The organism is Pararhodobacter sp. (genome assembly GCF_036802785.1).
Classification (GTDB): Bacteria; Pseudomonadota; Alphaproteobacteria; order Rhodobacterales; family Rhodobacteraceae; genus Pararhodobacter.
The window spans coordinates 23492-43645 of the sequence record NZ_DAIRVN010000007.1; the positions used below are offsets into that span (position 1 = coordinate 23492).

General features: G+C 59.8%; 17 protein-coding genes and 2 pseudogenes. 7 read left to right on the plus strand and 12 right to left on the minus strand.

Annotation, left to right across the window (positions count from 1 at the left end; all coding sequences use genetic code 11):
* Position 1: 1 nt before the first annotated feature.
* Genes V7Q53_RS04420 through V7Q53_RS04430 form a run of 3 tightly spaced genes read right to left on the minus strand, consistent with a single transcriptional unit; the run spans position 2 to position 2519 of the window.
* The gene (locus V7Q53_RS04420; RefSeq protein WP_333827195.1) at positions 2 to 901 is read right to left on the minus strand and encodes an IclR family transcriptional regulator; all 900 of its coding nucleotides are present in this window, start codon (positions 899 to 901) and stop codon (positions 2 to 4) included.
* Positions 902 to 903: 2 nt separating this feature from the next.
* On the minus strand, positions 904 to 1704 hold the full coding sequence (locus tag V7Q53_RS04425; RefSeq protein WP_333827196.1) for an IclR family transcriptional regulator: 801 nt from the start codon (positions 1702 to 1704) through the stop codon (positions 904 to 906).
* Positions 1705 to 1724: 20 nt separating this feature from the next.
* Complete coding sequence (locus tag V7Q53_RS04430; RefSeq protein ID WP_333827197.1) at positions 1725 to 2519, minus strand: enoyl-CoA hydratase/isomerase family protein; 795 nt, start codon at positions 2517 to 2519, stop codon at positions 1725 to 1727.
* Positions 2520 to 2766: 247 nt separating this feature from the next.
* Here V7Q53_RS04430 and V7Q53_RS04435 point away from each other — a divergent pair, with 247 nt between their 5' ends.
* Together V7Q53_RS04435 and V7Q53_RS04440 are read left to right on the plus strand one after the other, a co-directional pair.
* Complete coding sequence (locus V7Q53_RS04435) at positions 2767 to 3708, plus strand: TAXI family TRAP transporter solute-binding subunit (protein WP_333827198.1); 942 nt, start codon at positions 2767 to 2769, stop codon at positions 3706 to 3708.
* Positions 3709 to 4105: 397 nt separating this feature from the next.
* A complete protein-coding gene (locus V7Q53_RS04440; RefSeq protein WP_333827199.1) occupies positions 4106 to 6025 on the plus strand; it encodes a TRAP transporter permease in 1920 nt (639 codons plus the stop codon).
* Positions 6026 to 6062: 37 nt separating this feature from the next.
* Here V7Q53_RS04440 and V7Q53_RS04445 read toward each other — a convergent pair whose 3' ends face one another.
* The 4 genes from V7Q53_RS04445 to V7Q53_RS04460 are packed head-to-tail and all read right to left on the minus strand — an operon-like array spanning position 6063 to position 9617.
* Positions 6063 to 7172: an NADH:flavin oxidoreductase/NADH oxidase gene (locus V7Q53_RS04445; protein WP_333827200.1), complete on the minus strand. Its 1110-nt coding sequence runs from the start codon at positions 7170 to 7172 to the stop codon at positions 6063 to 6065.
* Complete coding sequence (locus V7Q53_RS04450) at positions 7169 to 8311, minus strand: acyl-CoA dehydrogenase family protein (RefSeq protein ID WP_333827201.1); 1143 nt, start codon at positions 8309 to 8311, stop codon at positions 7169 to 7171. Before V7Q53_RS04450 ends, V7Q53_RS04445 begins: the two co-directional genes overlap by 4 nt.
* On the minus strand, positions 8308 to 8793 hold the full coding sequence (locus tag V7Q53_RS04455) for a MaoC/PaaZ C-terminal domain-containing protein (RefSeq protein ID WP_333827202.1): 486 nt from the start codon (positions 8791 to 8793) through the stop codon (positions 8308 to 8310). Before V7Q53_RS04455 ends, V7Q53_RS04450 begins: the two co-directional genes overlap by 4 nt.
* Before the next feature lie 26 nt (positions 8794 to 8819).
* Complete coding sequence (locus V7Q53_RS04460; RefSeq protein WP_333827203.1) at positions 8820 to 9617, minus strand: enoyl-CoA hydratase/isomerase family protein; 798 nt, start codon at positions 9615 to 9617, stop codon at positions 8820 to 8822.
* A 271-nt stretch (positions 9618 to 9888) separates the two neighbouring features.
* On the opposite strand from V7Q53_RS04460, the gene V7Q53_RS04465 reads away from it, so the two are divergent.
* The 5 genes and pseudogenes from V7Q53_RS04465 to V7Q53_RS04485 form a co-directional block, all read left to right on the plus strand.
* On the plus strand, positions 9889 to 11253 hold the full coding sequence (locus V7Q53_RS04465) for an acyclic terpene utilization AtuA family protein (protein WP_333827204.1): 1365 nt from the start codon (positions 9889 to 9891) through the stop codon (positions 11251 to 11253).
* A gap of 2 nt (positions 11254 to 11255) precedes the next feature.
* Positions 11256 to 11570 carry an AtuA-related protein gene (locus tag V7Q53_RS04470; RefSeq protein ID WP_333827205.1) on the plus strand — a complete coding sequence of 105 codons (315 nt, stop codon included), beginning with the start codon at positions 11256 to 11258 and terminating at the stop codon, positions 11568 to 11570.
* A 245-nt stretch (positions 11571 to 11815) separates the two neighbouring features.
* Positions 11816 to 13231, plus strand: coding sequence for an IS4 family transposase (locus V7Q53_RS04475; RefSeq protein ID WP_333827206.1), 1416 nt, complete (start codon positions 11816 to 11818; stop codon positions 13229 to 13231).
* A 119-nt stretch (positions 13232 to 13350) separates the two neighbouring features.
* Positions 13351 to 14724: a hypothetical protein gene (locus V7Q53_RS04480; RefSeq protein ID WP_333827207.1), complete on the plus strand. Its 1374-nt coding sequence runs from the start codon at positions 13351 to 13353 to the stop codon at positions 14722 to 14724.
* 22 nt (positions 14725 to 14746) lie between these two features.
* Positions 14747 to 15010, plus strand: a pseudogene (locus V7Q53_RS04485) (transposase); the annotation flags it as partial.
* Between the two features lie 293 nt (positions 15011 to 15303).
* Here the strand turns inward: V7Q53_RS04485 and V7Q53_RS04490 are convergent.
* The 5 genes and pseudogenes from V7Q53_RS04490 to V7Q53_RS04510 form a co-directional block, all read right to left on the minus strand.
* Positions 15304 to 15786 carry a transposase gene (locus V7Q53_RS04490; protein WP_333827208.1) on the minus strand — a complete coding sequence of 161 codons (483 nt, stop codon included), beginning with the start codon at positions 15784 to 15786 and terminating at the stop codon, positions 15304 to 15306.
* A gap of 61 nt (positions 15787 to 15847) precedes the next feature.
* Positions 15848 to 16327, minus strand: a complete 480-nt coding sequence (locus V7Q53_RS04495) for a hypothetical protein (RefSeq protein ID WP_051693715.1) — start codon at positions 16325 to 16327, stop codon at positions 15848 to 15850.
* Positions 16324 to 16917, minus strand: a complete 594-nt coding sequence (locus V7Q53_RS04500; RefSeq protein ID WP_333827209.1) for a recombinase family protein — start codon at positions 16915 to 16917, stop codon at positions 16324 to 16326. The genes V7Q53_RS04495 and V7Q53_RS04500 overlap by 4 nt, the downstream gene beginning before the upstream one ends.
* Positions 16918 to 17039: 122 nt before the next feature.
* Entirely contained in the window at positions 17040 to 17807 is a 768-nt protein-coding gene (locus V7Q53_RS04505) for a tetratricopeptide repeat protein (RefSeq protein ID WP_333827210.1), read from the minus strand.
* A 145-nt stretch (positions 17808 to 17952) separates the two neighbouring features.
* Positions 17953 to 19965, minus strand: a pseudogene (locus V7Q53_RS04510) (Tn3 family transposase); the annotation flags it as partial.
* Positions 19966 to 20154: the final 189 nt, after the last annotated feature.

Sequence of the window (20154 nt, forward strand, 5' to 3'; positions counted from 1 at the left end):
TCTAGCTCTCCCTTTCGTTGTCTTCACCGGCCTGCAACCGCCCTTCGATCTCGCGTGCGATAGCGACCAGGCGTTGCCCGATGGCGCGCTGCTTTGTTGCCGGAAGGTGGCGGGCCGGTGCCCCGCAGGCCAGCGCGTAGACCGGCGAGCCGCCAGGAAAGATGAGGGGTGCCGCAACGCCGTTGATATCGGTACTCCAACTGGCTGAGGCTTTGGTGAAGCCGTCTTGCGCGACTTCTTGCCGCCCTTTCTCGATGGACAGGCGCAATTCATCCCAGTGCTTCTGGTGGCGTTCTTTCAGGTGCAGGAAGAGATAGTCGATCTCGGTTTGAGGCAAGGGTGCGATCAGCGCATGCCCGGTCGCCGTGCCTGCCAGCGGAATGCGCGAGCCCACCTCAAGCCGCAACGTCATCAACGTGTTCAGGCTGTGGCAAACCTCGAGCTCGATCACGTCAAGACGGTCGCGCCCGGCAAGGGAGGCGTGGACATTATAGGTATCGGCCAGCTCTTTGAGATAGGGGCGTACCAGATCGTTGATGCTGAAGGGTTCGCGCGCCGCAAAGCCCAGACTGAGAACCGCAACACCAAGCCGATACTGCCGACGGCGCGTCGAATAGTGAAGGTAGCCAAGGCCCGTCAACGCCTGTAGCAGCCGCGAAGTGGTCGGCTTGGGCAGGCCAACGCGCTCGGCCACCTCCATGCCGCTCATCCAGGTGATGTCTCCGATGCAAAACGCTTCCAGAACCACCAGTCCGCGACCCAGCGCATTCACGAAATCGCGGTCCTTTGACACGATACCGCTCTGACGACGGCGGCGAACCCGATCGCGCGGAGACAGGGCGCTGTCATCCGGAGTTTCTGGACGATCTGATCTCGCGCTGATGTCTTCGTGGCTTTTCATTGTCATGCGTCCCAGAAACTCGCCTGAAGCTGATCCATCCGGTTTCCCAGCTCGCTTGACAGGGCCATCAACTCAGGCCCCAGCGTTTCGAAGAAATGTGCCTTTTCCAGACCACGGCGGCGCGCACCGCAATTCAGCGCCAGGATGGTCTCGCCCCTGTCCAGCCAGACTGGCGCCCCGACGGCAAAGATCTCTCGGCGCCAGTCTCCGAAGGACACCGAGAAGCCGCGTTGATCAACCTGTTCGATCTGCTGGCGCAGATCGGCCTCCACGGTATCGGCGGTATCGCCCGCAGCGGCTCGAATTGCCTGCATATGTCGTTCGGAAGCCTCCTCCGGAAGTGCCCACATATACGCCCGGCCGATCGCGGACTGCGCAATCGGTACCAATGTGCCAACGCGCAACCGCATGGTCACGGTTTCTGGCCCCGAACAATAGTGCAGGTAGACCATGTCTGCCCCATCGCCGATGCCCAGAGCCACAGACATTTCGTATTTGTCGGCCATCGCCTGCATGAGCGGCTCGGCGACACGGCGCACTGGCATCGTGCGCAGCAGCGCATGCCCAAGGGCCGTGACCTTGTCGCCAAGATGGTATCGCCCGCTTGACCCCATCTGGCGCAGATAGCCCATTTTCGAAAGGGTATAGGACAGCCGCGCAACAGTTGCTTTGGGCAGATTGGTCCGTTCGGCGATTTCCTTGTTCCCCAAGGGTGCATCAATCGCGCGGAATGCGCGCAGGATACCAAGGCCGCGCGTCAGCGAGACAACCTCAGAAGCGCTTTTCCCCTTCAATTCCGCCATATACCTTCAATCCCATACCACTATGTTCCCGTCCAGATCGGTGCGCGCTTCTCGGCGAAGGCGCGCGGCCCTTCCTGAGCATCATTACTGTCATACACCTTTCTATAGATATTCTTCGCGTGCTCCAGCCCGGCTTCGCAACCTAGGTCCATTGTTCGCAAGATCGCCTCTTTGCCGACGACCACCGACAGCGGCGCATTGTCGCGAATCGTTTCGGCAAGGCTTTCTGCCCGCGCCAACACGGCCTCGATGGTGGGTTCGACATGATTAACGAAGCCCAGTGCCTGCAACCGTTCGACCGACTGGAGCTCGCCGGTGAGCACCATTTCCATGACGACAGGCTGTGGGATCTGCCAGAGAAGTGGCATCGCCCAGGGCGAGCCGCGCCCCCGTTTGGCTTCCGTGATGCCGCCGCTGGTCCCGGCCAGACCGATGCGCAGGTCGGCGTTCAGCGAAAGCATGAAACCCCCGGCGGTAAAATGGCCGGTCATCGCGGCAATAATCGGAACACGCACCTTGCGCATGCGTTCATGAAAGGGATCGCGGATCTGGGATAGCACATCCAGCCCCTGGCTTGCGCGCATCGCGCTTGCCTCCTTGAGGTCCATTCCCGCGCAGAATGTGCCACAGGGTGTGGCTGTCAGGATAACGGCACGAATGTCGTCGCTGGCATCAACCCTTTCCCACAAGTCGTGAAGCCGTTCGGCAGCGGCGACAGAAAGCGCATTTCGCCGTTCGGGCCTGTTGAGCGTGATGGTTGCGATCCCGTCAGATTGTTCGAAGCGCACAATGTCCTTTGGGTCTTCTGCCTGCATGCCGTCACTTTCCAGTTGCTAAGGTCGTCCTTCGGAGACGGTAGCACAAAAACTCACAGTGCGGAACGTCATTTCAAAAATACTTGTGCGATTTCCAATGCTGTGCCATCCTTGCGACGTCGAGCCTACTCGGCACCCCTCGTTCGCCTGAACCAACGGCGAAGCGTGGCGATCGCTGGAGAAGCTTCGACCCGGCCCGCCTGCGGTTGGGCCGCCAATCTTAGGGAGGGAAGAAATGATCTGTAGAATGAGCAAGTCGATGGCCCTGGCGGCGACGCTGGCCACGATCTGGGGAATCGCCCCGGTTGCGGCACAGAATCTCAGTCTCGGCGCGACCAATTCGACGTCGAGCCACTATCAGATTGCCGTGGCAATGTCGCAGGCGATCGAAGCGGGCAACCCCGGCAGCACCGTCACCGTTGTCGAAACCGGGGCGAGCGTTGACAACGTCCGCCGTCTGGTGCGCGGAGAGATCGATCTGGGTCTTGTCGCAGGCGATGTGTTCGTCCAGGCGCGTCAGGGGCTGGGGCAGTTCGAAGGCAATGCGGTAGACGATCTTGTCGCACTTTATCCCTACGACAATTCGGTGATCAACGTGGTCGTGCGCAGTGATTCGGGAATCACCGAACTGGCGCAACTTGATGGCAGACCCTTCACGCCGGGCATTCGTGGTAGCGGTGGTGAACTGCTCATCACGCAGAGTTTCGCTCTGTTCGGGATCTCGCCGGAATTCTCCTATGGAACCGTGAATGACGCCATCGAGGGCGTACGAAACAATCAGCTTGTCGGCTACAGCAAGTATGCGGCGGCGGCGAGTGTCGATGCCACGCTTCAAACCCTTCTGACCTCGGTTGACATGCGCATCCTGGGGTTCACGCCCGAGCAGCAACAACGCGTCATGGACAATATTCCCGGCGTGGGTTTTGCCACGCTGCCTGAGGGCTTCATCAGGAACAACCCCGAGGTTGTCACGCCCTCGGTGCCGATTGTTTATGCAACGCGCCTTTCGCTCATGGATGATGAAACCGCCCGTCAGATCGCGGAAGCGATTGGCGAGAACAGGCAGATTCTGATCGATGTGTGGCCACAGCTGGGTGGATATGACTTTGCCGGCTCGATCATGGAGACGATCGATATCGGTATTGCGGTACATCCCGGCGCGCTTTCCTACTGGGAAACCGCCCAATAACAGCGCGCCGTTGCGGCCATGCTCTGGTGCTCGCAACGCGGCAGTGACCTGACAGATATGATCGATTGCCCTTGCTTCCGCGAAGCGCAGATTTCGTGCAAGCAAGGGTCCGGCCAGCGATCATGAAGGGAAACCTTATGCCGCGCGGGTGGCCGCAGGGCCAGAGCATGCGCAGCCGCTGTCAGGCTGCGCAGACTATCGGGCAAACCGCAGGCCCAAGTGTGTAAAAGATCCGGCCTGCTTGGTGTCTACTGAAATTCAGGGCGCGTGGCATCGTGAAGCTCAGGGTTCGGGGCCTGCGTGATTTCAACGCTCTCATCTGCAATCTCACGAAAGTTGAGCAAAAATGGCCAACACGCGGATCAATCGCCTGGCGCATGACGGGATAAGCAACTTATTGAAAGTTGTTCTCGTCGGATATGCGCTGTTTCAGCTCTACACCTCCTATTTCGGGATGCTGGAGCCGCTGGTGCAGCGTGGCGTTTTTCTCGGGCTGGGCATTGGGTCAATTTTCCTGATGACGGCCCAGCGGCGATTGGCCGAAAAACAGGTCCGCGCCCTTGTGCCTCTGGATATCGCCCTGGCGATCATCGGTTATTATGTCTGCTTTCATATCGTGTTCAGCGCCAAGCGGATTTCCAATTTCATGGTCGAGCTGACCACCTGGGACATGATGCTTGGTGCACTGGCAATCGCCGTGGTGCTGGAGGCGGCGCGGCGAACCATCGGTTTCTTTTTGCCGCTGATCGCGCTTGCGGGTCTGGCCTATTACTATTTTGGCCACCAGTACATCACCGGTACCTGGCAGCCGCCGCGCGTGTCTGCGCTTACCTTTATCGAGACTTACTACGCCTCGACCGAGACGATCTTCGGTTACATGGTCGATATGGGCACCCGCATCATTGCCATTTTCATCATTCTGGGTGCGCTGCTTCTGAGCACCGGGGCCACGGAGATATTCATCAAGCTTGCCACCAGAATTGCCGGGCGCACCTATGGCGGGCAAGCGAAGGTCTGTACGGTTTCATCGGCCTTGTTCGGCACGGTAACGGGCTCGGCTGTGGCCAATGTGATGGCGATGGGGCCGGTTACAATTCCCACCATGCGCCGCGCGGGCTACAAGGGCAGCTATGCCGCAGCGGTCGAGGCGGTGTCCTCGGCCGGCGGCCAGATCATGCCCCCCATCATGGGCGCGGGGGCGTTCATCATGGCCGAAATTCTGAACATACCTTTCTCAAGTGTCATGACGGCGGCCGTGATCCCGGCGCTTTTGTATTTCATGGTGCTCTGGTTCAGCGTCGGCCTGCGGGCGCGGCGGTATGGCATGCGCCCGCTGGAACGTAGTGAGCTGCCGCTTTGGAAAGACCTTGCCGAGCCTTTCGCGGCCTTGCCGATGTATCTGCCGGCCGCGGCCCTCATTGCCTTGCTGATGATGGACTACTCACCCACCCTGGCCGGATCGATGGCCATTCTCGTGTTGGTGGCCACCCTGCTGGTATTGCGCACGCTGAAATGCCTGCTCGAAGGGCGGGCACGAGACTTGCCAGAGGTCTACCGCACCCTTCTGAAGGAAATCTTCGAGGGGCTGTACCTGGGCGGCAAGGCCATCACCATGATTGCGGTCCTGCTGGCCTGCGCTGCCATCGTCGTCAAGGTTCTGACCGCCACCGGGGCAGGGGTAAAGGTTTCAAGCCTGATCCTGTCCTTCTCAAACGACAGCCTCGTCATTGTGCTTGTCCTTACCGCCGTTCTGGCCATCTTGCTTGGAATGGATGTGCCGACAACGGCATCCTATATCCTGGCGTCGGCCATTGCCGGACCCATCCTGATCCGGCTGGGGATAGAGCCGCTGAATGCCCATCTGTTTATCTTCTACTTTGCGATCCTGTCGGCGATTACGCCACCAGTCTGTGCAAGTGTCTTTGCTGCGGCCTCGATCGCCGGAGAAAGCTTCTGGCGGGTTGCGGGGCATGCGGTGGTCATGGCAATCGCCCTTTACCTGATCCCGTTTCTTTTCATCTTCCGAACAGGTGTGCTGATGGAAGGGACGGTTTTCGACATTGTCTATGACACGACCATCACGGGATTGGCCGTGTTTGCGATCACCGGCGCTTCTGCCGGATTTCTGCTCGGACCGCTGACTTGGGTAGCGCGGATCATTCTGTATATGGGCGGAGGTCTGCTTTTCTTCCCCGCAGCCTGGAGCGATGCAGGAGGGGTCGCCATCGTTGTCGTGATGGCTGCTTTCAGCCACTGGTTTCCGAAGGAAGATCCGCCACACCAGCCAGTCGCCGCGTCGTTGGAGGGGCGACGGTAGCGCCACCTCGCGCGCACCTTCCCTGACACGGCCTTGCTCAGCGTGTGTCAGTGGCGTGTCGCCGCCGTCCAAGCCACCAGCCGAATTGTCTGGGCCAGTGGTCGTATGAGTGGTCGGCAGACAAGGCCGTTTCGGCTTCCAGCGCCCAATTAGGGTTCACCAGCATCTGGCGACCGATGGCGACCAGATCTGCTCGCCCGCTGGCGATAATGTCGTTTGCTTGCGCCGCGTCGGTGATCTGGCCAACGGCGATGGTCGCAAGCCCGGTATGACCGCGCAGATCAGCGGCGAAATCCACCTGAAAACCGGGGCCGCGCGGAACGAGCATGTCACGTTCCGGCAGGATCATGCCGCCTGATGAACAATCGATCAGGTCAACGCCGATCCTGCGCAGCCTGTCGGCCAGGATGCGGGAATCAGCGATGGACCACCCCACCGACACGCCATCGACCGATGAAATCCGACAGGCCAGGGGCTTGTCCGGCGCCCAGTGCGTGCGCACCGCTTCGACCACGCGAAGCGGAAAGCGCATCCGGTTCTCAAGCGCGCCGCCGTAGTCGTCTGTGCGATCGTTGGACAGAGGCGACAGGAAGCTGTGCAACAGGTAGCCATGCGCCATGTGAATTTCGACAAGGTCAAAACCGGCGCACGCAGCCATGCGCGTGCTGGCGCTATAGGCGTCGATCAAACGCGCCATGTCGTCGGCATCCATCTGCCGTGGCACATGCGCGCCCGATGATGCCGGCTTGTCGGAGGGTCCTATCACCGCTTGACCTTGAGGGGCCGGAACCGGGGCAAACCCCCGCCACGGCGGCGCGGTCGAGGCTTTGCGGCCCGCATGCTGAAGCTGGATGCCGATACGCGCGCCGCATTCATGTACGGCTTTCGTGAGGTCCGCGAAGGCCTGCGCGTGCTCCTCTTCCCAAAGGCCCAGATCCATGTTGGTCGAGCGCCCCTCGGGGCTGACCGCCGTTGCCTCGACCATGACAAGCCCGGCACCGCCAAGTGCAAACCGTGCCAGATGGGTGCGGTGCCAGGCCCCGGCAATCGCGTCGGGGGCGCAATAAGTCTGCATCGGCGACACTACAACCCGGTTGTCCAGTCGCAGATTGCGCAGGGTGAACGGCTCAAACAGCGGTGAGGTCATCGGCGGCGCATCGCCTTGCTGATGATGGTGCGCTGTATCTGAGATGTGCCGCCGCCGATGGTGCACTGCATGCCTTCGCGGAAGTAGCGCTCCATATCGGCTTCCGGCAGCATCGAATGGCCGCCCAGAACCTGCATCCCCTGACGCGACACGGTTTGCAGCGTCTCTGATGCGAAAAGCTTGGCCATTGCTACTTCTTTCGCGCAGGGTTCATGGCGTGCTGCCATTTCCGCCGCCCGGTAGACCAGAAGCCGCGCGGCATCGACTTGAGTCTGCATATCGGCAAGCATGTGTCGAATGACCTGGAAATCAAAGATCGGCTGATCGAACTGCACGCGCTGATGTGCGTACTCCAGCGCATCATTCACCGCTGTCTGCGCATTGCCGACATAGGCCGCCGCCACGGCAATTCTTTCTAGTTCAAGATGGTCGGTGATGATCTCCCACCCCTGACCCTCGGCGCCCAGACGGTTGGCGACGGGCACATGCGCCTCATCCACAAAAATCTCGGTCGTTCCGGTGGACCGTCGGGCAAGGGTCGGCAGTTTGCGGATGTCCAGGCCGGGCGTCTCGTTGGGAACGATGAGGACCGAGAGCCCCTTGTGCTTCGCGGCCTCGGGATCGGTTCGGACCAGCATGGCGATCTTGACATCGCGCGCGGCGGCCCCGCTACACCACAGCTTCTGGCCCTTGATCACATAACTATCGCCGTCGCGCCACGCCCGAGTCCGGGTCGAGGCTGCGTCTGATCCTGCAGAGGGTTCCGATATCGAGATGGAAAAGCGGATCGCGCCGGACATGAAAGGTTCCAGATACGCCTCCTTCTGTGCATCCGAGCCGAATTTGACGATGTTCATGGCGGTGAAGGTGGGCACCAGAACCGAAGTGGCAAAGTCAAAGCCGAATTTGCCCAATCCCTCGCACATCAGGGCGTAGTCAAAGATATCGCCGCCGAAACCGCCATGATCCTCGGGGATCAGAAGCCGAAGCCAACCTTCACTGGCAATCTTTTCATAGGCTTCATACGGATATGCCCGCTCCATGTCGCGCTCGCGGATGTATTCGCGCGTGATCTCTTTTTCCATGAACCGGTCAACGGTTTCATGCCACGCCTTTTGCTCGCTGGTGAGAAAGTTCATTTCGGATCGAACTCCATATCATGCACAGGATTGCTTGCCGGCGGTTCCAGACGTTCGCCGCGTATCAGGAGGCTGAATTCACAGCGCAGGATCTTTTCCCGGCGATGATTAATGCCCAGCAGCTCACAGGTCACCACACCGTTGCCGTTGTCTTTGGGCCGAAGCCCGATGATACAAGACCTTGCCCAGACGGTGTCACCGATGAAACTTGGTTTCAGAAATCGCAGGCGATCGACGCCATAGAAAGCCTCCACCACGGCCGAGTCGAAGGGAAGAAGCGCGTTTACGATGGAAAACACCAGCGAGCCCTGCACGATCCGCTGGCCATAGAGCGCCGCGCGCGCAAATTCGACATTGGCATGAATTTCCAGCCAGTTGCCTGTGAGCATGCAAAAATTGACGACATCGGTTTCCGTGAGCGTGCGCCCGCGTGAAACGCGCACATGCCCAAGTTGCAATGCGTCGAAGGTTTGGTCGATCATAGGCACTCCTGTTTTTGGTGGCAGCTTCAGCGCCCGGTCCAGCGTGGCGCGCGCCCTTCTGAAAACGCGCGCGGCCCTTCACTTGCATCATCACTTGCATAGACATCGCGGTGCAACTCGGCCGCTCGGGCCAGCCCTGCGACACGCCCCAGATCCATGCCCGCAGCGAGGCTTGCCTTCGCGGCCCGGACCGAGAGCGGGGCATTGCGCGCGATCCGGCGTGCGGTTGCAAAGGCGTGGTCTCGCACGTCCTCGACCCGGTCTTCCAGATGGTTGACAAAGCCATAGCGCGCCAGGTCCTCGACCGGCACGGGGTCGCCGGTCAGCATCATCTCTGACAACACCGGCTGCGGCAGCATCCACAGCAGGGGCACCGCCCAAGGCGTCCCGCGCCCGAACCGCACTTCAGAGATAGCGGCCGTTGTTCCGCGCATCGCAATGCGAACATCAGCCCCCATCGCCAGCAGCATGCCCGCGCCGGCGAAATGACCGACCAGCGCGCAGACAACCGGTTTGCTCAGCGTTTGCAGGCGTTGCTGAAAGGGGTCGTGCATTAGAGCCAGCGGGTCATCACCCTTGGCGCGGATTGCTGCCATTTCCTTGAGGTCCATCCCGGCACAGAAAACCCCGCAATCCGCAGCATCCAGAACCACGGCAAGGGTATGGGGATCTGCTTCGATCCGCGACCAGAGGGCAGTCAGGGTGTTCGCGGTTTCAACACTGATCGCGTTGCGGCAGTGGGGGCGGTTGAGCGTGACATGCGCAATGCCATCGTCGAGCGTGAAAAGAACAGCTTCGTTCGCCTCGTCATTCCTGGCTGGCATGTTCATTTCTCCCGGCCCCGGTGGTGGCGCACGCGCAAAGCGTCATTCCGGCGCGCTGCATCCCTCTTCAGATCATCCTATGAGTGTTCGGCAAGGGCGGTCAACAAATTTCCATCTTGCGGAACTAGTTTTCGAAAAAGTGTTGACTTGAGAACAGCTCTGTGAGAACCAACCCATATGTTCAACGCCGCCCGGACTGAATTCGGCGCATAGCGCAGACCGTATTCCGACGGGCCTGCACGGCCCGGCGGGGGAAACTCTGGAGCTTCGAATGACACAGCTGGTAAGGATCGGAGCGGGATCAGGTTTTTGGGGGGATGCGCTTGATCCTGCTGTCGAACTGCTCGAACGCGGCGACCTTGACTATCTGTCCATGGACTACCTGGCAGAGCTGACGATGGCGCTTTTGCAGCGCCAAAAGCTCAAGGACCCGGGGGCCGGCTATATCCCTGACTTGCCTACACACATGCGCGCGCTGATGCCATTGGCCAGGCAAAAGGGCACCCGGATCGTGTGTAATGGTGGTGGCGCCAATCCGCGGGCCGGGGCAGAGCGGGTGCGCGCGCTGGCCCGCGAACTGGGTCTGCATGGAACGCGCATTGCCGTTGTCGAAGGCGATGATCTTCTGCCGCAGCTTGACGAACTGATGTCCGCTGGCGTTGATCTGACCAACATGGACACCGGCGAGACGAACTTTGCGGCCATCCGCAATCGTGTCGTTGCGGCGAATGCCTACACCGACAGTTCCGCCATCATCTCGGCGCTGGAGCAGGATGCCCATATCATCGTTGCTGGCCGGGTGTCAGACAATGCGTTGTATGTCGGCCCGATCATGCATGCATTCGGCTGGGAGCATGACGCGGCGCATGTCGACCGGATCGCGGCTGCAATCACCGTGGGCCATGTTGTCGAATGCGCGGCTGGCACGACGGGAGGCATGTCCTCGCGTTTTGCCGAAATGCCGCGAATGGGACAGGCCGGGTTTCCGATTGTTGAATTTTCTGAAGACGCACAAGCCGTGATCACCAAGGTTGAGGGGACAGGGGGCCGTGTTGATGCCTTTACGGTCAAAGAGCATCTGGTTTACGAAATCGGCAATCCGGCGCGCTATCTGATGCCTGACGGAGTCGCCGATTTCACCAGTGTCCGGATCGATGAAATCGGCCCTGATCGCGTTCGCTTGTCGAACATGAAGGGCGCCACGCGCCCGGATATGCTGAAGCTTGTCATAGGCTATGAAGATGGCTGGATCGGCGAGGGCACGCTGTTCTTTCCCTGGCCCTATGCCATGGAGCGCGCCGAAAAGGCGAAACAGACGCTCAGCGAGCGCTTTGAGCGGCTGGGGTTAAAAGCCGATGCCATCCATTTCGATTTCGTCGGCGTCAACATGCTGCATGGCCCCGCCGCGCCGCCACTTGACCACGATCCGGCCGAGATCGGCTTGCGCGTTGCCGTCCATACCGGGACCAGAGATGAGGCCGAGAAGGTTCGCCGCGCCTGTTCACAATTGTGGATCATGGGGCCAGGAGGCACCGCGTTCGGAACACCGCTCAAACCCCGCCCGGCCTATGGGCTTTGGCCAACCCTGGTCCCGCGCTCTTTCGTCAGGCAGTCCGCCGAGATTCTGGAGGCATGATCATGCAATTACTTCGTGATATTGCTTATGTTCGCTCAGGTGACAAAGGCGATGTAGTTTCTGTCGGCGTTCTTGCCCGTTCAAGCGAACACTACCCCGCCCTGTTGCAAAGCCTGACGCCCCAAAGTGTGAAGGCTCTGTTCGGGGATTGGGTGCGCGGCGAGGTCGAGGTTTACCCGATGGACAATATCGAAGCGGTGGTCGTCATCATGCGCGGCGCTTTGGGCGGTGGTGCGACGCGCACCTTGCGGCTGGATCAGACGGGGAAGGCCATGGGCAACGGTTTGTTGCGGCTGCCCGTGGTTTCAAAAGCCTGAATCCTCCTCGCCACGCCGTTCCTTGCTTCAGCCGAAGCGCCGTGTTGCTTAACTGTGTCATCACTTATAGCTCCAGAATGTACATATTAATCAGCGAATGGCTGCCTTTGATCGTAAGTCTCCGGCGGCGCTTGCAGTTACCCATAAGTGTGGTGCGGCGAATTGATTCACCCGTCAGACTTGGTCTTGTTCGAAAGGAACCAATCATGATTCGTCATGTGGCACCAAATGATTGAGGTGCAGACATGGGTCAAACTTGGGTGGAAACGGAAACTGCCGGATGCGATCTGGGAGATGTCCGGTTGAACCGGCGACTCGAAGCAATGCTTGAGGCCCTTGGTGAACGGTCGGGAAAATCGCTGCCGACGGCGTTTCAGGACTGGTCGAACACCAAGGCCGCCTACCGCTTCTTTTCCAATGGGAATATCAGCGAAGACAAGATCCTTGAGGGCCATTTTGCCGCTTCTGCCCTCCGCATTCGAGCAACCGATGGTCCCATCCTGATCCTGCAGGACACCACGGAATTCTCCTTCAAGCGTTCGGCTCCAGAGAAGGTGGGGTTCACAAAGATATCGACCGGACGCAAGCTGAAGGAAGGCCGATTTCAAAAACATGCGGTCTGCGGGCTCCTGATGCATGCCAGCATGGCCATCACGCCAGAGGGTTTGCCGCTCGGACTGACGGCGGCGAAATTCTGGTCGCGCAGCAAGTTCAAGGGAACTGCCGCCCTCAAACGCAAGATTAATCCGACCCGGGTGCCAATTGAACAGAAGGAAAGCATGCGCTGGCTCGACAATCTGCGCCTGTCCACCGAATTGACTGGGGCGCCAGAGCGTTGCGTGCATGTCGGGGATCGGGAAAGCGACATTTACGAACTCTACTGCCTGTCCGAAGAACTCGGGACGAGGTTCCTCGTGCGCAGCTGCGTCGACCGTCTGGCTGATGATGGCGGCACAACCATTGCCAAGGTGATGGCAAAGGTGCAGTCCAGCGGCACGCACAAGGTTCAGTTCCGCGATGCGCAAGGCAAGGACCATTGCGCCGTGTTGTCAGTTCGACATGCCACGATGACGGTCCGCCCGCCGATCGGAAAGCAGAAGAAATATCGGCACCAGCACCTCCAGATCATCCATGCCGAGGAACTCAATCCGCCAGATGGCAGAGCGCCCGTCTTCTGGAAGCTGATCACGAACCTACCGGTCACGACCCATGCCGACGCTGTCCACATGCTCGATTGGTACGCGTTGCGCTGGAAGATCGAGACATTCTTCCGGACCCTGAAGACCGGGTGCCGGATCGAGGAGCTGCGTTTGGCCACGGCTGATCGGCTGGCAAACTGCATCGCAATGTGCTGCGTCGTGGCCTGGCGCGTATCATGGCTGACGATGCTTAGCCGAGAGGTGCCAAGAGCATCGCCTGATGCCGTCTTTACCAACGCTGAGCGCAGCCTGCTTGAACGCGTGACGCCAGAAAGCAAAAGAAAAATGCCCCGCGACCTGAACTTCTATGTCAGCGCCGTCGCGCGGCTTGGAGGATACCTTGATCGCACATCGGATGCGCCACCAGGGACAACGGTCATATGGCGTGGCCTCTCCCGCCTCGCTGACCTTGCCGAAGGTGCCCGTCTCTCGGAAACACCGCCATCATTGACTTATGGGTAACTGCAAGACGGTGAGGATGATATACGCAAAATATTCCGGGCACTTCAGAAGGAGCTCGATGCTGCCAAGAGTCGCTTTGGTGGCGAGGCAGACACGCGGGAAGAAGGGTTTCGTCTCGAATGAATTTACTTGCCACGAAATCCTGGAGCTGGATTTGGCCCAACGTCGGCGCGACGCCGATCAATCAGGGCCTCGACTCGGAAATGTTCGACCGATCGGACTTTCCATACTATGAAACCTTCGTGCGCGAGGCCATTCAGAACAGCCTCGATGCTCGCCTCAATCCGGCGAATCCCGTCTGCGTAAACTTCACCTTCCATTCGGATGGGATCGGCCCGCGCCGGGCATTTCTTGAACAGGTCATAGAGCACCGGAAGAGGGCCGGGCTGGATATACCGCCGGAATGGGACAACGGAAACGTTCGATGGCTTCTGGTCGAGGATTTCAACTCCAGGGGCCTAAGCGGTAATCTGACCAGCCGTACCAGTGATTTCTGGAACTACTGGCTCAACTTCGGGCTTTCCAACAAGAACGGCGAGGGCCGTGGAGGTCGCGGCATCGGGCGCGTAACCTTCCTCATCGCCTCTCGCCTGCAATCAGTGATCGGATACACAAGGCGCGCCGACGACGGAGCAAGCGCGATCTGCGGCATGGCCGTCCTGCGACCGCAGGAAGATGGCCATGACCTGAAATCCACGCACGCTTATCTGGCCGAAAACGAAAACGGCAACATTTATACGCTCCACAACTCACCAGAGTTTCACAGTCGCATACGCAGTGCCTTGGCATTTACAGGATATGACGGCGAGCATCAGAGCGGGCTTGGCCTTGCCATCCTCTATCCGCACGCTGAACTGACCGCGAATGGAATACTTGCGGCCGCCGTCGAGAACTTCGCCCCTGCGATCATGAACGGAACTCTTGTGTTGCGCGTAAACGGCCGTGTTCTTGATGCCTCATCCATAGAAGAAATAGCCCTTGATGTCGCAGAGCACCTGAACGACGAAGCTGTCAGGGCCGATGTTGCAAGATATCTGGGCCTTGTCCGCAGCGCCCAGAATGAGGCCACGCCACACAAGATCAATCTGCCAAATGCCCTCAAGGGCGATCTGGAACCACTTCGGAAGATGGCCGCCATCAAGACCCTGCAAAAGCAGATCGCCAATGAGCAGGACGTGGTACTGGAGATCGGTTTCCCTCTGGCGCGCAATGGGGCCACGAAGGAAGTTACCCTCAAGGTATCGATGGGTTCTACGCCGTCCGGGCAACGGCCGATTGACCGCCTGTTCCGCGAAGGGATGAGCTTGCCAGACGTCAGGGCCAAAAGCCCTGGTGAACTGGATCTCGTCATGCTCGTTGAGGAAGGGGAACTGGCGACCTATCTGGGGTCTGATGCCGGACGGTGCAGGATCCTACGGTTAGGCTGGGTCAGAGGTGGCTCCGGGAATCTGAACAGCCGGGATAGGTGGATTTTCCGCGCAACAGCAGCATGATGCTCCAAGCAAGGAGAAGACCATGGCCAGACGACCACGCAGGAATCACAGCCCGGCATTCAAGGCGAAAGTGGCGGTAGCTGCGATCAAGGGCGAGAAGACCTTGATTGATCTGGCGCAGGAATTCGACCTTCATCCGAACCAGATCAAACAGTGGCGCGATCAGCTGCTTGAGGGCGCGACCGGGGTGTTCGGCGACGCCCCGAAGGCCGATCCGGAGCCGGTGATCGACGTGAAGACCCTGCATGCGAAGATCGGAGAGCTGACGCGGGAGAACAATTTATATGAGGGAGATTCTGTCAAGGGGCGGGTTTCAATCGCTCGCCCGCGGGATCACGGGCGCCATGGTGGTCTGGCAATGGCGGTCAGATCGGTTCGTGTTGGGCATGCGATCCGGGTCGCATCAACTTATATCCGGCAGCTCCATGACGGCTGACCACAATCCTGCATACACGTTAGCCGATCGGGAACGGGTTCACACTTTTTGTCGGCATGGTTGAAATGCCAATCGTTGACACGACGCCCGTCGTCCCGCCTTCAGACCCCTGGCCAGGGGTGCGAAGCTCGCAGTCCCGAGTATTACGCTCCTTTCCGCGACAGTGTGGCGCCGCTTGGCAGCACGCCGGTCTCGACATATCGCCAAAGCACCACAGCCAGTTTGCGGGCCAGTGCAACCAGCATGACGCGTCGGACGCGCTGGCCCTGTCTGCGGGTGCGCTGCCCATACCATTGCGCCAAGGCTGTCTGGGGTTGGTATCGCAGCCAGAGCCAGGAAATCTCGATCAGGATCCGCCGCGCCCAGCTGTTGCCCGCCTTTGAGATGCCTTGGCATCGTGTGACCGAACCACTGTCATAGGCGCTTGGCGTTAATCCCAGATAGGAAGCAAGGTGGCGTCGCGAAGCAAAGGATCGGGCAAATACCTCCCGTGCCAATATGGATGACGCCGCTCCGCCGACACCTTGAAGCTGTTCTAGCCGCTGACGTTTAACTTCAACTGCCGGATCCTGCGCGTCGGCCAGATCCCGTTCCTTCTCGACGGCCCGCAATTGGTCTTCCACCATGTCCGCGTAACAGGCCCGAGCGTGCATATTTGATCGTTTGATGGGATAAAAGGCGTACAAACTATGCGCCTGAACGCTGCAGGTACATGACGACGTTTTCGGCGGGGAACTTGAAGCCTCGGCCATCGGAGACGCGTTCTGCGCTGATCGGATATTTTGGCCTGTTTGGATTGATGGCGACGATGCGGAAGAGTTCATCCTTCGATCGGAAGGTGCGGCCATGATCCTCGGGCTCCAAGCCAAAATGAGGCGCGAGCACCTCGAACAGGGCCTTCTCTGGTGAGTAGATCTCGCCGCTCTCTTGCGGGATGCCGACGCGGAAGCTGATCTCGAAGCTATGGCGCAGATCGATATCCGAGAGATCCCCGCCTTCGACCGTCAGCCCGTGGGTTTCTGCCACGGCGAGGCAGGCCTTCATCATGTCCCGGCGCAGCCGGTCGCAAAGCTCTGGGGTCAGGTTGCGTGGTGGTGGGACCTTGGCCCCTGTTTGCACAGGCGCTTTGGGCGCGGAAGGCTGTCGCTTGCGTGGGGGCTTTTTCATGCAGTCCGCCCCTCAATGATATCATTGCCCGTCAGCATTTCAGCCTTTGCTTTATAGACAGTACCGCGCGAGATCCCCATTTCGCGGGCAATTTCCGTTGGAGAGAGGCCTGCACCAAGCTTGGCCTGAATGGTGGCCATGTCGATCGTGGGTGGGCGACCGCGATAGACCCCTTTGCGTTTCGCGGCCTTGATCCCTTCAGCCTGCCGCTCGCGGCGGAGATTGGTTTCAAATTCCGCAAAGACGCCAAGCATGTCAAAGAACGCTTTGCCCGTCGCCGTGGAGGTGTCCACGGGCTGCTCGGTGGCCGCCAGATGCGCGCCCTTTTCTTTCAGCCGCGCAACGATGGTCTGAAGATCCTGCATTGAGCGGGCAAGCCGGTCGATCCGCGTCACCACCAGGGTTTCGCCTGGGTGAATAAAGTCGAGGATGATTTTCAATTCAGGGCGGCCTTCAAGCGTCGCGCCACTGCGCTGTTCTTGGCGCACCATCCCACATCCTGCGGCTGTCAGCGTCTCAATTTGGGCATCGAGGTTCTGATCGACGGTCGATGTTCGGGCATAGCCGATTTTGGGGCTCGATCTGTTCATTTTGGGTGTGCCTCTGAGATGATGTGTTCATTATCTCGAAACGGATCCAAAGTGAACATAAAAATAGGTGCTTTCGCTGTTCATGCCTTGCGTTACTTTGGGTATACTCATAATGACAATCTTCATTGCACCGGCCCACGCCCCCGCGGTTCGGGTATTAGGCCTTTGGTGACCTCAACCAGCCAGTCGATGGCACCTGGGGTCCCCTTCCAGGCAAACCCATATTCCTCAAGGTAATAGGCTGCCTCGTCCTCGCCGCCCCAAGTATAGTGGCCGGTGTCTTCGAAGCGAGCGCGCTTTGTTCCGGCGAGCAGCTTGGGAATGTGGCTGTTGCAATGCCAGGCCTCCCGCGCTGCCGTACGCGCGGCGCCATCATCACCGTTCCGACGAAACGCATAGAGGGCCTGAGCATAGCCCATGAAGGCACTTGCCTCGTCGCTATGCTCCTGGAGATGAGCCTCGACAGCAGCGTGGTCTTCCGTTGCCATGAGCCATCCGAGCAGGACGTATCGAAGCCCCTGATTGTCGCAGGGATTGAGAGCAAGCATTTCGCGCAGATGCGTGATGGCAGCTTCCCGGTCGCCTGCCTGCCAGAGATCCTCGGCCAGGCTGTGGCGAGCACGCATATAGGGTCGGGTCTCGAGGAACCCCCAAAAATGGCCGGCATACTCGGTGAAGCCGTCCGCTCCGAGCGCCAGCTCGCCGGCCTTGACCGCGCGCTCGAGGAACGTCCGGCGATCCCGCGCCGACAACGACGGGCGTTCGGACAGTATGAGCCAGGCATCCGCGCAAAAAGGCGAGATCTTCAAGGCCCTGCGGGCCAGGGCGTATCGGCTGCGGCCATCAACGGCCTCCCACGCCTCATAGGTCAGGTCCTGGGCCTCGCCCAAAGCGTCATCCTTCGGTCCCACTCCGAGCTCTCGCCACATGGCTTCGAGGGTAGCCTCGGGCAGCGCCTCCAGGTCCGGCGGGGATGCCCATCGGGTGGATTTCTTGCGGGGCTTTCTTGAAACGGGCATCGTTGCGTGACCTTTCTTATGCAGCCTGCCTGTCGATATCGATCCTTGTGCCAAGGTCGATATCGTAGCGGCCATAGGGTGTGATGTGCGCATAGATCAACGGCGTCAGGCCGCGATAGTCCTCTGGAGACAGTCGATCCTGCCAATGCGGGTCCGACAGGACCGATTGGACCATGCGCGTGTTCACATAAACCATCGACGCCTGGACCAGTTGCAGCGCCAGGACGGAGATTTCCTGATCGGCGATCCGGTTCGAGGCAATCTCGCCGCCTTTGCCGAAGAAGACGAAGCCGTTCGCACTGTTCCAGTTCTCGACAACGTTCAGGCCTTCGTGGATTTCCCGGCGAACGGCTTCCGATAGCAGATAGCGGCACAGGAAGATCGTCTTGATGGCACGACCCAGTTCAGCCAGCGCCTTGTAGGTCGGGTGCATCACGTCGGTCCGGGCAAACCGGCGCAGGATCGCTTCGGGGTCGGCGGTGCCGTGCTGCATGGCGGCGGCGTATTTGACCATCTCGTCGTATTGCCGCTCGATCTCGGCCCAATCGACTACGTTCGACAAGATCGGCGCCAGATGCGGCAAGTGCGTCCGCATGCCCGCGGCGGGAAGGACCAGCTTTTGGCGGGCAATCGCCTTCAGGCGTGGTGCCAATTCGAACCCGAGCAGATGGCAGAAGGCAAAACCGACAGCAGTCTGACCATGGCTATCGACGTACTGGCGCTGGATTTCCATGTCTGTGCAGTGGCGGAGCACCCCTCCAATCATGGCGGCCACTTCAGATGACGAGCAGCGTTTCAGCTGCGAATAGATACAGGTCGCCTGACGCTCGACATGCCAGTAGATCATCACCCCGCGCCCACCGTAGCGCGCGTGCCATTCAGTCATCAGGTTACGGTCCCAGGCACCGAACTTGGTGGAATCCGAACCGCAAGCCGTGCCCGCCGCGCCCCAGATCGCGGGATTGCGGACCCTCAGTGTCGCATCAGCCACGCGCGCCGCGGCGGCACGCAGCGCGTTTGGGTCGATATAGCGGCGGTGGATGTGGAGCAGTTCGTCATAACTAATGTCACCGACACCGGCGGCGACGCGTTTGATCCCGGCATTGGTCCCCGCAGCATAGAGCGCCAGCAGTAACCGCCGGTCCCGGTCTGCGTGGGCCAAGGCTTCGCGGCTGGCGGACGTCTCGAAGCAATCCAGAAACCCCGTGTCCAATGCCGTTTCCTTCAGGACATCGAGCAGGCCGGTCATCGGCCAGACGCGTTCGACCTCGCGCTTGAGAGCTCCCAGCCCCGGTGGTTCCGGCACCGGGGCAAAGGGCGTTACTCTGATCCGGTTTTCCCCGAATGTTCGCAACCGGACCTGTTCGTTTTCCGGCAGGGTTCGGTTCAGAAGGTGGAGTTCGCGCGTCAGCTCATCGCGCACCTGCGAGACAAACGCTCCGGCATCCTGGGTGAGGCCAAGGCCCTGATAATATATGTGTCTTTGCGCCTCGAAATCGGTCGGCAAGTCATTGTCCGGGTTGCGGTAGCGGTCAGCGCCATCGACCCAGATTTCCTTCGCGCGCACCCTCTCACGTAACTGTGCCAATACGCAGAGCTCGAAGGTAATCACGTTCAGACGGCCGGATGCATCGATGACGGCCTCGCGCCATTTGGCGGGAATGGAACCCTGAGGAGCCAGATCGACAGGCACGACCCGTCGTCCATCCTGTTGCCACCGCTGAATCAAGCCGAGCGCATCCAGGATCGGGCGCCAGTTTGCGTTATTCGATCGAAACCGCAGTGCGGCCAGAAGCGGCGGCACCATCCGACGGTAGTGGCTGGCATAGGAGCCACGCATCACCGTTTGAATTCGCCGGTCCAGCGTACCCTTGGCGCGGTCTTCCTCGATCACGGCCTTCAACCTGGCCACGCTCGCGACCGGGTAAATGACCTCAAGCACCCGACCCTCGGGGTCGTCCACGGCTGCAATGGCCATATCGACCAGCAGGCGCTCCTTGCCATGGACCCGCTCGATGTCCCGCGCAATCGCCCCAAAGAGCGCTGCCAAACGGCTTCGCGACAGCACGCGATTATATAGAACCGCCCCATCCAGTCCAATTGCGCAGACTTGGAAACTGCCCTTCGCCAGGTCGATCGCCAGCATACTGATCTTCATCGTCATAAATCCGCCCTCCGCTTGGTTGCCATGCAACCATCATGGCACAAGAGATGCCGT